The organism is Maribellus maritimus, from assembly GCF_022267315.1.
In the GTDB taxonomy this organism is placed as follows: Bacteria; Bacteroidota; Bacteroidia; order Bacteroidales; family Prolixibacteraceae; genus Draconibacterium; species Draconibacterium maritimum.
The window spans coordinates 1-13694 of record NZ_JAIKLE010000030.1 but is presented as its reverse complement, the minus strand read 5'-3'; the positions used below and the strand labels follow the sequence as shown (position 1 = coordinate 13694).

General features: G+C 36.9%; 13 protein-coding genes. 9 read left to right on the top strand and 4 right to left on the bottom strand.

Annotated elements, in window-relative coordinates; genetic code table 11:
• Positions 1–222 precede the first annotated feature (222 nt).
• From K5G00_RS21575 to K5G00_RS21560, 4 genes are all read right to left on the bottom strand, one after another.
• Positions 223–1989 (bottom strand): RagB/SusD family nutrient uptake outer membrane protein, encoded by a 1767-nt coding sequence (locus K5G00_RS21575; protein WP_238768397.1) that lies wholly within the window; start codon positions 1987–1989, stop codon positions 223–225.
• 11 nt (positions 1990–2000) lie between these two features.
• Positions 2001–5339: a TonB-dependent receptor gene (locus K5G00_RS21570; protein WP_238768395.1), complete on the bottom strand. Its 3339-nt coding sequence runs from the start codon at positions 5337–5339 to the stop codon at positions 2001–2003.
• A gap of 159 nt (positions 5340–5498) precedes the next feature.
• Entirely contained in the window at positions 5499–6530 is a 1032-nt protein-coding gene (locus K5G00_RS21565) for a FecR family protein (protein WP_238768393.1), read from the bottom strand.
• Positions 6531–6671: 141 nt separating this feature from the next.
• Entirely contained in the window at positions 6672–7256 is a 585-nt protein-coding gene (locus K5G00_RS21560) for a sigma-70 family RNA polymerase sigma factor (RefSeq protein ID WP_238768391.1), read from the bottom strand.
• Positions 7257–7584: 328 nt separating this feature from the next.
• Here K5G00_RS21560 and K5G00_RS21555 point away from each other — a divergent pair, with 328 nt between their 5' ends.
• The 9 genes from K5G00_RS21555 (at position 7585) to K5G00_RS21515 (ending at position 13603) form a co-directional block, all read left to right on the top strand.
• Entirely contained in the window at positions 7585–8037 is a 453-nt protein-coding gene (locus K5G00_RS21555; protein WP_238768389.1) for a DMT family transporter, read from the top strand.
• Between the two features lie 2 nt (positions 8038–8039).
• Positions 8040–8771: a GNAT family N-acetyltransferase gene (locus tag K5G00_RS21550; RefSeq protein ID WP_238768388.1), complete on the top strand. Its 732-nt coding sequence runs from the start codon at positions 8040–8042 to the stop codon at positions 8769–8771.
• Positions 8772–8776: 5 nt separating this feature from the next.
• On the top strand, positions 8777–9439 hold the full coding sequence (locus K5G00_RS21545) for an NAD(P)H-dependent oxidoreductase (protein WP_238768386.1): 663 nt from the start codon (positions 8777–8779) through the stop codon (positions 9437–9439).
• Positions 9440–9586: 147 nt separating this feature from the next.
• On the top strand, positions 9587–9955 hold the full coding sequence (locus K5G00_RS21540) for a GIY-YIG nuclease family protein (protein ID WP_238768384.1): 369 nt from the start codon (positions 9587–9589) through the stop codon (positions 9953–9955).
• A gap of 13 nt (positions 9956–9968) precedes the next feature.
• Positions 9969–10166 (top strand): hypothetical protein, encoded by a 198-nt coding sequence (locus K5G00_RS21535; protein ID WP_238768382.1) that lies wholly within the window; start codon positions 9969–9971, stop codon positions 10164–10166.
• Positions 10167–10255: 89 nt separating this feature from the next.
• A complete protein-coding gene (locus tag K5G00_RS21530; RefSeq protein ID WP_238768380.1) occupies positions 10256–10639 on the top strand; it encodes a hypothetical protein in 384 nt (127 codons plus the stop codon).
• 34 nt (positions 10640–10673) lie between these two features.
• On the top strand, positions 10674–11774 hold the full coding sequence (locus tag K5G00_RS21525) for a serine hydrolase domain-containing protein (RefSeq protein WP_238768378.1): 1101 nt from the start codon (positions 10674–10676) through the stop codon (positions 11772–11774).
• An 18-nt stretch (positions 11775–11792) separates the two neighbouring features.
• Complete coding sequence (locus tag K5G00_RS21520) at positions 11793–12344, top strand: DUF7010 family protein (protein ID WP_238768376.1); 552 nt, start codon at positions 11793–11795, stop codon at positions 12342–12344.
• A gap of 95 nt (positions 12345–12439) precedes the next feature.
• On the top strand, positions 12440–13603 hold the full coding sequence (locus K5G00_RS21515; protein WP_238768374.1) for a helix-turn-helix domain-containing protein: 1164 nt from the start codon (positions 12440–12442) through the stop codon (positions 13601–13603).
• The last annotated feature ends 91 nt before the right edge of the window (positions 13604–13694 follow it).

The following is a 13694-nucleotide window of genomic DNA, read 5'->3' as shown; positions in this document are numbered from 1 at the left end:
TATGTTGTTAGAGCTGGAATTGAACTATGAATCAGTTAAAATTCACGATGAATGTTAAGGCAGATGTTTTCAATGTTTTAATTAAAAACGATTTCTTATCGAGTCATTAATCATTTCCGCTTGATACTTCTATTCAACAGATAGAAAGATTTAACAGGGTCGTTAAAGGATAGCATGTATTATTTAATAATTCAACATGCTATCTATCCTTATGATTCTATTTTATTCCCAACCAGAATTCTGAGGGAACTCGGCATCTGTATTCAATTCAATAACATTTTGGGGAATTGGCCACAATTCCCATGTAATTGGTAAAGAATAATTTGGATAATCTGCAATAAACATTGAATGATCATAGATACGCTGTTTCCAAACTTCCGGTTCCATACGAAGTAAGGTAAACCACCTTCCTTCTTCAAACAAACATTCGCGAATCCGTTCATCCAAAATACTGTTTATATCGATATCGCCAGCAGAGTACATCGTTGTGCATTGAGCACGCCCCCGAACTCTGTTAATTGCTTCTGCAGCCAGACCCGTCTGATCTGAACGAAGGTATGCCTCAGCTAACAGTAAATACGTTTCGGCTGAACGAATACCATAATTATCATGATTATATCCAAAATGCAGGTTGTCGGTACTCCTGTACGACCATTCATCAAGAGGTGTAATTTTAGAAAAGATAGGAGCATATTTTGAAAATACATTGGGATTGGGATCAATCATTGACAAAGGGACTTCTTTTCCATACATGCTATGGTCAGGATCAGTACACTTATACATCGTCCGAACCGTGACGTTCTCCTGATAACGTATATCTGTAGGATCCTTCCAAACATCAAAATAAGCATATTGAGTTGCTTTTGCCTCACTGATTCCAAAACCTCCCATATAAGCCGGAAAAGTAGCTGTATTATATTCCTCTGATACTGCTTTCCAGGGACCGGCTGCGGAACCCGGTTCTACATATTCAGGTTTCCAGCTAATATCTCTTAGCACAGGACCAAGAATAAATGGTTCCCTGGAAGTTTGACCACCTGTTTCATCTGATTGCTCATAAGTAGGAGTTTGTAATGTCCATACAGCTTCTGTATTTCCTATACTGTAATCATAATTCCCGGGGTAAAACAAATCTCCAAAAACATTCCCATCCGGAAGATATGTAGCTACTCCCCTGTTGCTTGAATTATCGTTAGGATTTGCACGAACTCCGAACCTGGAGGTCATCAACGGATGGAGGCTAATCGTTGCTTTTGCATAATTGATGGCGTTTGTATAATTACTGTTATCTCCCGTTTCAACCCCCATAGACAAATAAGCCTCGGCTAATATATGTCCGGCAGCTCCTTTTGCCACCCGGCCGTCTTCCTGAGGATAATCCGGTAAGTTTTCGTAGGCGTACAATAAGTCATCTATGGCAAATTGATAAGTCTGCTCGCGGGTAGACCGAACATAATCAAACCTTAGCTCTTCATCAAATTCTTCAACAATGGGTACTCCTCCGAATATTTCTGCCAGTCGAAGGTAAGAGTATCCCCTGAAAAACCTGGCTTCAGCGATTAATCTTGTCCTGTATTCCTCACTGCCCCACGATATATTTTCCATATTGGTTCCTAAAAGTGTCAGGTTCGCATAACTAACTACCTGGTACATTTCATTCCAAACAGTTTCCACGAAGCTTGAAGTTGTACTCCATGTACTGAAATTGGAAAATCCGCCGGTACCACCATGCCTCCAGTACGGAACATCCAGTACATCAGTTCCATTAGATTTGAATTCATAAATGGTTGTCCAGCCGTTGGTGCTTTGTCCGTAGTACCCATAAAGCCTGATATAGCACATGGTTAATTGAGCTTCAACCTGACTGCTTTTGTCAAATGCGTTCAATATCGTATAAATACTCTTAGGTTTTTCTTTCAGGAATTCGTCATCATTGCAACTTAGTACAAAAAGTAAGGCTACTATAGATAAAATTTTTATTGCTTTCATATTTCCGAATTTTAGAATTTTACGTTCAAACCAAAATTAAATGTCCTTGGAAGCTGGGCAATGTTTATGCTCCGAACCTCGGGATCACTTCCTTTCCAATGAGGGGAATAGAAAAAGAGATTTGAACAGGTAACATAAAGTTTAAGGCCTCTTAAACCATATCGACTTAACATATCACTATTAAAATTATAAGAAACATTTACGTCCTGCAATCTGACAAAACCATAAGATTGAAGAGCAATAAATTTTTCGTCCATATAATCCCACCTGGGAAACTCCGGACTTTTATTTTCAGCAGTCCAGTAGGTATGATCCAAAGTATTATTGTATTGATATCCGTCAGCCGTAAGATAATAATCGTTATTTCGTGCCATGCCATATCCTTTTCCGCCGAAAATCCCGTTAATTAAAATATAAGCTTCAAAATTTTTGTATCTAAATGTGTTGGTCATACTCATATGAAAATTTTCTTTTGAGTAGCCCAGAATTGTACGATCTGCCGCAGTTAATTGCCCATCGCCAGACAGGTCGGCATACTTTGCATCTCCGGGAGTAGCAGATATATTTGACAAATAATTCTCTTCTCCTTCCTGAACAATCCCATCCCATTTATAACCATAGATTGCCCCTAAAGACTTACCAAGGAATAAACTATTCGCAATATCATCCTGTCCATCGCCATAAAGTTCTACCAATTTATTCCGGTTAATATAAAATATAAGTCCTGTATTCCACTGAAAATCTCCTTTACTAACCGTTAAACCTGATATATTAAGTTCAGCTCCCCAGTTATCTACTCTTCCCATGGTTGCGTACTGAGTTGTTAAACCTGTCCCCATTACAGGAATCACCCGTTCAAATATTTGATCTTTTGTTATTGATTTATAACCGTCGAACCCAATATGTAAACGTCTCTGCAATATATCGCCTTCAAATCCATAATTAACCGAAGTAGTAGATTCCCATCCGAGCTCGCTGTTTCCTAAAGCTGAAAGACTTTGCCCGTATACCACATCACCGAAGTAATAAATATTCTGTCCTCCGCGGCCCATGGCGACTGTTGAAAGTGTTCCGTACGGAGCTAAAGACTGATTCCCATTTAATCCCCACGAAAGTTTAAGTTTCAAATTATCAATAGTATGGACATTTTTCATAAATCCCTCGTTTGAGATTGTCCATGCCCCACCAACTGCGGGAAAGAATCCCCATTTCTTGTCGGTCCCAAAAACAGAGGATCCATCGTAACGGGTTGAAATATTCAGGTGATAAGTATTTTTAAGTGAATAGTTCATGCGGGCTAAATATCCAATATCATTGTGAAGAGAATAATTGAAATTTTCAATTTTCTGGACTTCAGCATTTGGAAGTCCGTAAACTCCTAAAATTGTATTTCCTATCCCGGTAAAGTCTGAACCGGAAATCCTTTTATTTTCAATTTTAGTTGAATTCCGGGTGTAAACCAAAGATGCATTGATATAGTGATCATTAATTTCTCTTGTGTAATTTAAAATATTATCTAGCACCCACGATGTATTTGAGCTCTCAATTATATAACCGTTAGCGTCGATTAGGTGCATGTCAAAAATTTCCGTAGTATACCCGTCATCTCCAAGGCTCATTTCCGGATAGTTTGTTTCATGTGTAAAATGCCTTGTATCTGAAGAACGTAAGGTATACGAACCATTAACTCTGAAGCTTAATCCGGTAACCTTTGGAATATCAATATTAATAAAACCACCTAAAATATTCGTTTTCCGGTTCATTTCGTGATCGACGCCATTATAAGTATTCCATAGTGGATTGACGGCGGTAACATCCTTTCCATCCACATGCTTTCTCATATTACCATTTTGCAGCAAAGATTCTCCAAAAGGAGTTAGGTGAATAGCTGCTCCATAGCTTGGACTAACCCCATCATAATTATTTAAGATTGTGCTTGCATTTGCGCCTATTTCAATATAGTCGGCCACATTCGTACTAACTTTGGCTGAAAATGTTTTTCTTGAATAATCATCTCCGTAATAATTTCCTTTTTGATCCTGAAAACCGCTGGATAGGTAAAAATTTGTATACTCAGTTGCTCCCGAAAAACTAAGCGAGTAGTTTTGTAATATTCCTGTACGAACAATGTAATCCCTCCAGTTTGTTGTTGTACCTGCTTCGTAATTCGCTCTTTCCAGAGGGCTCATCCATGCAGGGTCTGCATCGGGTGCATACCCCGATCTCCGATTCATTAACTCTAAATATCCCTGAGGATCTCTCATTTCAGGTTTGTTGTCAGGTGTAGATAAAGCAACCGAAGAGTCAAACACAATAGATGGCTTACCAGACTTTCCTTTTTTTGTTGTTATCATAACAACTCCATTGGCTGCCTTTGAACCGTATGCAGCTAAAGAGGTTGCATCTTTTAATACTGTAATGGTTTCTATGTTATTTATATCTATATCGTTAAGTCCGCCGCTAAAAATTACGCCGTCTACGATAAAAAGAGGAGATGAACCACCTGAAATTGATTTTTGTCCCCGGATGAGAATCTCAGGAACTTCTCCAGCCTCTCCATTTTGGGTTAGGTTAACGCCAGATGTAGTTCCGCGTAAAAGACTTAAGGCGTTTGTTGTTGTGTTTAAAGCAGCAGGCGAATCTTCAATCTTCAAGGTGGTTACCGAACCTGTAAAATTTTGTCGGGATGTTGTACCATAACCAATTGCGACGACTTCTTCAATTCCAATTGCTTCTTCTTGCATTACAACATCAATTTCTGTTTTGGGACCAACAATTACCTCCTGTGTTCGCATCCCAATAAATGAAAACTGCAGAATTGCTTCACCAGAAACGTTAGCTAACGAGTATGCACCGCTGGCATTGGTAACAGTACCATTCGTTGTTTCTTTAACTACAACTGTTACCCCTGGCAGCGGAGCGCCGGAAGAATCGGTAACTTTCCCTGATACAGTTTTTTGTTGTCCAACTGCCGACTCTTGTTTACTGGTAAGCACAATCTGTCGATCGCTAATCTCATATACTATTTTCGTATCTTCAAGCAATTGATTCAGGATTGTTACGATTGGTTGATCTTCACATTTAATACTTTTTCGCTGATTTACGTCAATAACCGTTGCATCAAACATAAAATAGAATTCAGATTCGTCTTCTATCTTATTAAGAATATTTATGATTGTTTCACCCTGTAGATTAAGGCTTAAACGTTTTGTTTGTGCATAACTTTCCAAAGCAAAAGTTTGGGTAATACTAATCAAGAACAATAATACAACGATCCTCATTTTTCTTAAAAAATTGGACTTCCGGATATTGTATACTCCGGAAATCAATTCACAATAAATTTTTTTCATAAATTTGTTTTGATTTGGATTATTAGAAATTCAAATTGACTATGCCTCTTAAGTTGGTTACCGCGAGGCTAAAGATTAAGGGAGATGTTACCAGCATCTCCTTTTTGTTCATCGTTTTGGTTTATATCATAAGCTTAAATTTTTAAATTATACAATTCGTTATCTTTTCGAAATAATAATTTGAGGTTTAGCTTCTTTATTGTAGTTGTGTACTATCTCACAATCAACTTTACACGCGATTCCAATTAACCTGAATATTTCTTCATAACTTTCATTCTTCACCGTACCGGAAAAAATAGAATTATATACCTCAGGATCGGTAATCTCTATATTTACATTGTACCATTTTCTGAGTTTTTCTATCACATCTTTCATTGGCGAATTGCGGAAAATAAGCTTCCCTTCTTTCCATGATGAATAAACGCCGGCGTCAACACGACTTATTTCTATTTCGCGATTATCAGCTAAACTGGCAATCGCCTTTTCACCTGGTTTCATCGTATAGGAGAATGAATCGGAGTCTTGATGCGTAAGTTTAACCTTACCCGATTCAAGCACAACAGCGATCTCGTTTACTTCAGAATAAGCGCTCACATCAAATTTGGTCCCCATAACAGTTACAACAAAACCATTCGCTTCCACCAAAAAAGGATGATCTCTTTTGTGAGAAACCTGAAAAAACGCCTGTCCGTTGAGAACAACTTTTCTGTTCTGATTAGAAAAGTCACCAAGATAAGAAAGTGTCGTGCCTGAATTTAACCAAACTATTGAACTATCGGGTAAAACAACCACAGACCTTTGGCCGTTTTCAGTAAAAACTGAAGTATATAAATTTGACTTTACATTTGTTTTTGAATAGTTATTAGACAAAAAATATAAAATTCCTATTACCCCCACCAGAACAAATATTGAAGCTGCTACCCTCCAGCGAACCAAGGCTTTAATTTTTGACTTCAGAAGAAGTTTCTCTTTGAATCTTTCTAAAGCCATTTTTTCGTTGAAAGAATCCATCAACTCATATTCCTGAATCAGTTTCTTGTTGGAATTAATAGAATTCAATAATTCCTTGTGTTCAGAACGCTCATTCATCCATTTATCAACAGCTTCCTTCTCTTTAGCAGATTCAGTATTTGTTAGATATTTACCAATAAATTGCCCTAGTAATATTGACTCATGCGGATTATTCTTCATCTTGTGCTGAATAATTTCATTTCATATTACTGAAAACAACTTCAAAATATAATGGGACTACAAAAAAAAATAAAAAAAACACACCACTCCACTAAGACACTAGCAATAAGCCACATACATCAGAAGTGTTTTAAAACATAACTAATTTGTAATTCGATTGAAAAAGCTTTTGTTTAAAGTAAGCATCATAAAGATAATATTACCCAGTCTTTTGCGTAAAACCTGATAGGCTCTTGATTTATGTGTTTTTACCGTGTTAATTTTAATATCCAGCTCATTGGAAATCTGCTCATTGGAATATTCTTTTAATGACAACAATAATACTTTCTTTTCCATTTGGGGAAGCTTATTTATTTCATTGAAAATTATTCCATTGGCTTCCTTTCGAAGAATTCCTTCCAAAAAAAATTCAGTTGATTCCATTTTTTGCTGACTCTCCTGGAAATATTTTTGTTTTACTAAATCATGCTTTATACGATTAAGGCACATATTTCTTATTGAAGTATAAAAATAAGCCTTTACCGAAATAAGATTAGAAAATGTTTTTTTCTGCTCCCAAAAGGAGATGAAAGCGTCCTGAACGACATCTTCTGATTCATTCTTATCTGATAAGTAGTTATATGCAAACGAATTAAACCTTAAATAATTGGAATTAAAAAAGTCTTCCAGATATATTTCTGAACCATCGTTGAATTTGATTTTTTTTCCCCTTTTTTCTGTTATCATATAATGTTAAGACAATTCAAATGAACTAAAACAAATGTAAAAATTATCTTAATATCGAAAAACTACATTTTCTTTATTGAATTTTAAAAGGTGCACATTCGTTTATTTTAAAACCTTAGTCTTTTTTCAAAGCTGTAAACAACACATGTCTTTCTAATAGGGACCAAGCTTTTTCAAATGACTAAACACTCTCCGAACGTCCAGGCATTACAAACTTCTCATTCGTCCGACTTTCCAAAATCAGACGTTCGACTTCCTTAAAATTGTCGCCTAAGTGTTTTTAGGGCTGTAATTTTGGAGCAAATTATAATCGTAAAATTTGAAAGTCATGAACCATAATATTACCATCATGCTTTTTGCATTAACCGGGGGAATACTGTTATCTATTCAGGGAGGATTAAATGCTCAGTTGGGTGTGCTACTTAAAAATCCATTACTGGCAACACTCGCTGCTTATATTTTCAGTACCTTTTTTGCCCTTGTTATTGTATTTTTCAGTACTAAAGAAATGCCTACTATTCAACAGGTGAAAGAAATACCCTTTTATTTATGGTTTACGGGAGCACTTTTCAGTGTGCTCGGGATAAGTCTGTATTATTACACCATCCCCAAATTAGGTATTTCCACCATGATATCGATTGGTTTGTTCGGACAAATGATATTTTCAGTGATAGCCGGACATTTTGCATGGTTTGGCCTTCCCAGGGAGCCTGCAGATATAAAAAGAATTGCTGGTGTTTCGGCAATGATTATCGGAATTTATTTAATCAATAAAAAATAGAAATGAATGTAGTAAAAGAAAATATTGAAAATCTGACCCGCCTGTGGCAGACCGTTGGTGAACGGGCGCATGCGTATTATTCAGAATCGAATTTTAGTTATTGTAAAATTGACGGTGCGGAATGGCCGAACCGGTTGTGGTTTCATAACGAAATAAATAAAACGAGTCTGGAGTTGGCAAAAGAAATTATAGCAGCATCGCCTGTTCATTTAAAAGTTTCCTGTTGGGATGTTCCGCAGAATAATGTAGGGCGGCTGTTGGAGGATGCCGGATTTACAAAGGCTTCTGAACAATTCGGAATGTCGTTGAAGTTGAACGGCCCGTTTGAGTCGGCTAGTCGGATCGGCATTCACCGGGTGGAAAACAAAGCCGGCGCAATTCTTTGGGCGGAGTTATTCCAAAAGGCCTTTAATTATCAAATCAGTCCCACTCTTGTAGAAGTGAGCTTTCACAATATAGGTTATTTTATCGCTTCTCACAACGGGCAGCCTGTCGGGACATGTATTCTGTATAGCCCGAAAAGCGAAGTCGTTGGTGTTCATTCATTGGGTATTACTCCTGAGATGAGGAGAAAAGGTTATGCGGAAGAAATTATGAAACAAATGCTCAACCAGTCTGTAGAAGATGGCTCTGCATACGCTGTGCTTCAGGCTTCTGAAATGGCAAAGCCGATGTATGAAAAGCTGGGATTTTCAAAACAATTTATGATGTACAATTATCAAATAAATAATTAAACAATATGGAACTCATTAAAAAATTGGAATGGCGTTACGCCACAAAAAAGTTCGACCCTGCAAAAAAAGTCAGTCAGGCCGATATTGAAAAACTAAAACAGGCCGTGCAATTATCGGTTTCTTCTTATGGATTACAACTCTACAAAGTTCTTATTATCGAAGATTTGGCCATAAGAGAAGAACTAAAGCCGGCTTCATGGAACCAGAACCAAATTACAGATGCTTCTCATTTGTTTGTTTTTTGTAACCAAAAAAGAGTAAATCCGGATGAGATTGATGCTTTTATACGCCTGACTTCCGAAACAAGAAATATCGATTATGAAAAGCTGAAAGGTTACGGCGATTTTATAAAAACGAAACTGGATGAAAAATCAGAAGCAGAACAAACCAGCTGGTTGGAAAGACAACCTTACCTGGCATTGAGTACCTTGTTAATGGCCTGTGCCGAACTAAAAATAGATGCCTGCCCGATGGAAGGGTTTGAACCGGAAAAGTACAATGAAATACTCGGGCTGGATAAAAAAGGCTTAAATGCCGTTGTTATTGCCACCGTTGGGTACAGGGACATATCGGACAGAAGCCAGAATTTGCCCAAAGTCAGAAAACCAATGGAACGGCTTTTTGAAGAGATCAAACACAAAGTACAGAATTCTGTTATGAGTATATAATTAAAAATACTTTCAAAAACGAAAGAATAAGACTTTTGGGTTCGAAATTATAATTCAGAACGTATATGTCCTTTTCTGCCCTTACTTTTGCCTCAAAGAAAACATAAATACTAAAGAAACAGAACCGAATAATAATGCGAGATAAGTATGAGGACAAGGAAAGAATTAAAGAACATTTACAAGGAGATGAAATTTAAGATTGGTGTTTTTCAGATAAGGAATATGGTTAATCAAAAGATTTTTATTGGTAGCAGCACCGATCTGAATGCAATCTGGAACAGGATAAGAACGGAATTAAGATTTGGCAATTATCCCAATATCGAATTGCAACGTGACTGGAACAATTTCGGCGAAGACAATTTTATATTCGAGATACTTGGTGAGATAAAACAGGAGGATGATGAAAAGAACCCGAATTACCGGAAAGAAGTAAAGGAATTGGAAAAAATGTTCATCGAGGAACTGCAACCTTTTGACGATAAAGGTTATAATTTAGTATTTACAAAAAGAAAATGAACCAGACCAGGGGTTGGAATTGTTAAAGCTGAATGTTCAGCTATTCCCGGATGACGGAAATTTATGGGATTCGCCCGGTGAAGCATATTTTACATACAAACAAAAGGATAATGCAATTGTGAGTTTTCAAAAGGCACTGGCATTGAAGTCTGAAGAAAACTGCCGTTGGTGTGAAGATTCATCGAAGAGGTTAAATGAACTCAATAATTAAAAATGAAGTTTAAAATATGTAATATAAAAGAAGTTTGGCAGGTGCTTGTTGCCGATGAAACAGGAAATAGATAGCCGGATAGGAAAATAGTGATGGAATTAATTCCTGAAGTAAAAAAAGAAATGAATAATTTTTTTGAAATAGCACTTAAATCAGGGTTCTGGACCTCAGCAGGGAAAAATCCTTTTTGGATTAACGTTGTTGGCGACCAGGTTTTCTGGTTGGGAATGAACAGTAAATCGGAAGAAAACGATTTAGGCGAAAACTGGTGCCACGTCGGATATGGTAAAATAACAGGTAATAAAATCATTTTAAACTGGTCCGATATTCCTGTTGGAAAAGACCGGTTGAACGGAACAATTACCATTGAAATTATAAATGAAACAAAAATGACAGTAGTTGACGATTCGGGTGACTTTGGAAAGTCGGAATGGATGTGGAAATCTGACAGCCAAAATTTTTCAGAATTATAAAATGTTCAAAATCAGACTCTAAAACATCAATAGGATGAAGAACTTTTTATTAATCATATTGTTCACAATCAGCCTTATTTCAAAATCGCAATGTCAGGAAAATTCATACCAGGTCAATCCGGCAATTTTTAGTCAGGCAGATGATTACCTGAAAAAGATGATGAATAGTTTAGAAATAGTTGGTTTAAACTATGCGATACTAATTGACAATAAAGTTGTACATCAACAAGCTTTTGGATTAGCCAATGTTCAACTTCAGGTACCAATGACTATAGAACATTCATTTCCGGTGGCTTCTATTTCAAAACTGTTTAGTTCTGTTGCCCTTCATCAGTTATTAAAAACACATAATCGAAGTGTAAATGAAACCGTGGAAGAATTTCTTCCGGATAGAAAAGATTTACCTGAATCATGGAGAAAATTAACCTTGAAACAGCTGCTGTCTCACACTTCCGGAATCCCCGACCAAATAGATTACCAGATTTATCTGGCACCGGAAAGTGAAAAAGCAGTTATTAATGCCTTGAGGGATAAACCATTTAGTTCAGAACCCGGAACAGAATCAAAATACAATGCTACCGGATTTTTACTTGTTCGTATTATTATTGAAAAATTAGCAGATCAGAATTTTGAATCCTATATGCAGGAACATTTTTTTGATAAACTTGGATTGCATTCTGCCCAATACGGAGGGTTTAAAAAAATTGTTCCCAACAGGGTAACATGTTATCAGAAGGTCAATGATGAACTGGAAATGTTTCCGTTAAACTATTCTCCGCCAATGTATGCAGGTGCAGGCTTAAATATTACCATTAACGATTTGATAAAATGGTTTCAGGCCATTCAGAACGAACAAATCTTAACCACAGAACAACTTGAGAATATCTGGACTCCGGTAAAACTTAATAATGGTGAAGATGGCGGTTTCGGACTGGGTTGGGAAGCCTATAAGTTGCCCGATAATTATAGAATAGTTGGTCATGGAGGAGCTGGAATTTCATCTTTCAGGCACTATTGGAATGAGCAAAATAGCCAAAATGTTACTGTTATTCTCCTAACAAATGGTGCTTTAAATTGGTCAATCCTCCCTAATCAAATTAATTTACAAATAGCAAGTATGATATTGGCTGATTAAATACAAGAAATCAAAATAATGGAACAAATTACAAGAACATTAGAAGAACAAAGAAAAGAGTTCGCAAGTAGAAAATTTCTGGCCACACCAATTGCAGGGTTAATTGCCTGGCTGCTCGTTGGCTTCTCCGGAATCACAATGCCGGTGGCTATAACCGTTTGGGTTTTATTTATTGCGACAGGCAGTATTGTTTACATGGCATTGTTTATTTCAAAGTTTACCGGCGAGGATTTTCTGGATAAAAGCAAACCGAAAAATGAATTTGACCGGCTTTTCTTTTTCACCGTTGGACAGGCGGTTTTGGTTTATGCCATTGCCATTCCTTTTTTTATTATCGACTATTCCTCACTGCCCTTGACCATCGGGATTTTAACCGGGTTAATGTGGTTGCCTTTTTCGTGGATGATCCGGCATTGGGTCGGGATATTTCATTCGGTTGTGAGAACTGTTGTTGTGCTTGTTGTATGGTATTTGTTTCCTGAAAACCGGTTTGTTGCTATTCCCTTTGCCATTGTACTGATTTATATTGTAACGATAGTCATATTAACAAGCAGAAAAGCTGAAGCGTAAAAGACAGCCTGCCAATGCAAGATTTGTATAAGAAATAAACTTTTTTTTCGCACTCATGTTTACAATTGATATATCTGCATCAAACGATATATCGAATGCAAATTCTTATACTGTTAAATTTTGCTGCGGCTTTACAGGGCATTTTCCTGACCTGGCTAATTGCCCACGGTAAGCCAAGGGATACGCGTTCTTTGGTTTTGGGATTGCTGACTTTTGTTCTTTCTGTTAGCCTTTTAGGCGGGATTTACGGAATGACTGGCTATTACAAAATTTTTCCGCATTTTATTAATGTGCTGGATCCCTTGTTTTTACTTTACGGACCGCTACTGTACATCTATATTTTTGTACTCACAAAAAACAGGTTGCCAAAATTTTATTTGCTTCATGCACTTCCTTTTGTTGTATATATTATATCGTTTATCCCCTTGTATTTAAAGAGCGGGGAAGAAAAAATTCAATTTGCTGAATACATTTTTCTGAATAGCAGGGTTCCCATGGAAGCTTTGTTAATGCAAATGGGAAGAGTTGTTTACATTTCTGTTTATGTAATCATCAGCCTCGTATTAGTTAAAACACACCAAAAAAGGATAAAGGACAATTTCTCAGATATTGAAAAAATCTCACTTTCACAGGCAAAAAGAATACTATATTTTTTTCTGGGTGTAATGATAATTGCAATGGTTTCCTTTGCATTGGGGTATAAATTGTCCTACAGCTTTTCTGTTTCAAATAACATTATCGGGTTTTTTGTAGGAATAATCATTTATGCCCTTGCTTATTCCACCTGGAAAACACAAAATATTCAGCCATCGGAAATTGCAGACACTACTTCAGTAAGCCATGAGAATTACAGTTCTGATGCCAAAATAAAAGGGCGCAGTGTTTTTGTGTTGAGTGATGAACAACTGGACAATTTCAGAATTCGGTTGGAGAACGCAATCGGGGAAGAAAAAGTTTTCATTGAAAATGAATTATCTTTAGCTGAATTAAGTAAAAAAATAAACGTTCAGCCTTATCAGTTATCCGAGTTAATCAGCCGGCTTTATGGTGAATCGTTCTTCGATTTTATTAACCGGTACCGTATTGAAGAAATAAAATCGCGACTGGATGATCCGGCGTCAGATTCATATTCACTGCTGGGAATTGCCATGGATTGCGGATTTAACTCAAAATCGTCGTTTAATACGGCATTTAAAAAATTTACCGGGCAAACGCCCAGCGAATACCGTAAACAAAAACTGGTGGGTGCCACAAGGTAATACCATTTTAAATACAAAATGCCGCATTGAAATTTTTTAGGTAGTGTTTGTTTCCGGTTATTGACATTATGGTTTCGGGTTGCATTTCTAT

Coding starts and splice junctions, on each gene's coding strand:
- K5G00_RS21525 (WP_238768378.1), top strand. CDS start 10,674: ATGAAGAACTTTTTATTAATCATATTGTTCACAATCAGCCTTATTTCA.
- K5G00_RS21515 (WP_238768374.1), top strand. CDS start 12,440: ATGCAAATTCTTATACTGTTAAATTTTGCTGCGGCTTTACAGGGCATT.
- K5G00_RS21545 (WP_238768386.1), top strand. CDS start 8,777: ATGGAACTCATTAAAAAATTGGAATGGCGTTACGCCACAAAAAAGTTC.
- K5G00_RS21570 (WP_238768395.1), bottom strand. CDS start 5,339: ATGAAAAAAATTTATTGTGAATTGATTTCCGGAGTATACAATATCCGG.
- K5G00_RS21560 (WP_238768391.1), bottom strand. CDS start 7,256: ATGATAACAGAAAAAAGGGGAAAAAAAATCAAATTCAACGATGGTTCA.
- K5G00_RS21550 (WP_238768388.1), top strand. CDS start 8,040: ATGAATGTAGTAAAAGAAAATATTGAAAATCTGACCCGCCTGTGGCAG.
- K5G00_RS21565 (WP_238768393.1), bottom strand. CDS start 6,530: ATGAAGAATAATCCGCATGAGTCAATATTACTAGGGCAATTTATTGGT.
- K5G00_RS21520 (WP_238768376.1), top strand. CDS start 11,793: ATGGAACAAATTACAAGAACATTAGAAGAACAAAGAAAAGAGTTCGCA.
- K5G00_RS21575 (WP_238768397.1), bottom strand. CDS start 1,989: ATGAAAGCAATAAAAATTTTATCTATAGTAGCCTTACTTTTTGTACTA.
- K5G00_RS21555 (WP_238768389.1), top strand. CDS start 7,585: ATGAACCATAATATTACCATCATGCTTTTTGCATTAACCGGGGGAATA.
- K5G00_RS21540 (WP_238768384.1), top strand. CDS start 9,587: ATGAGGACAAGGAAAGAATTAAAGAACATTTACAAGGAGATGAAATTT.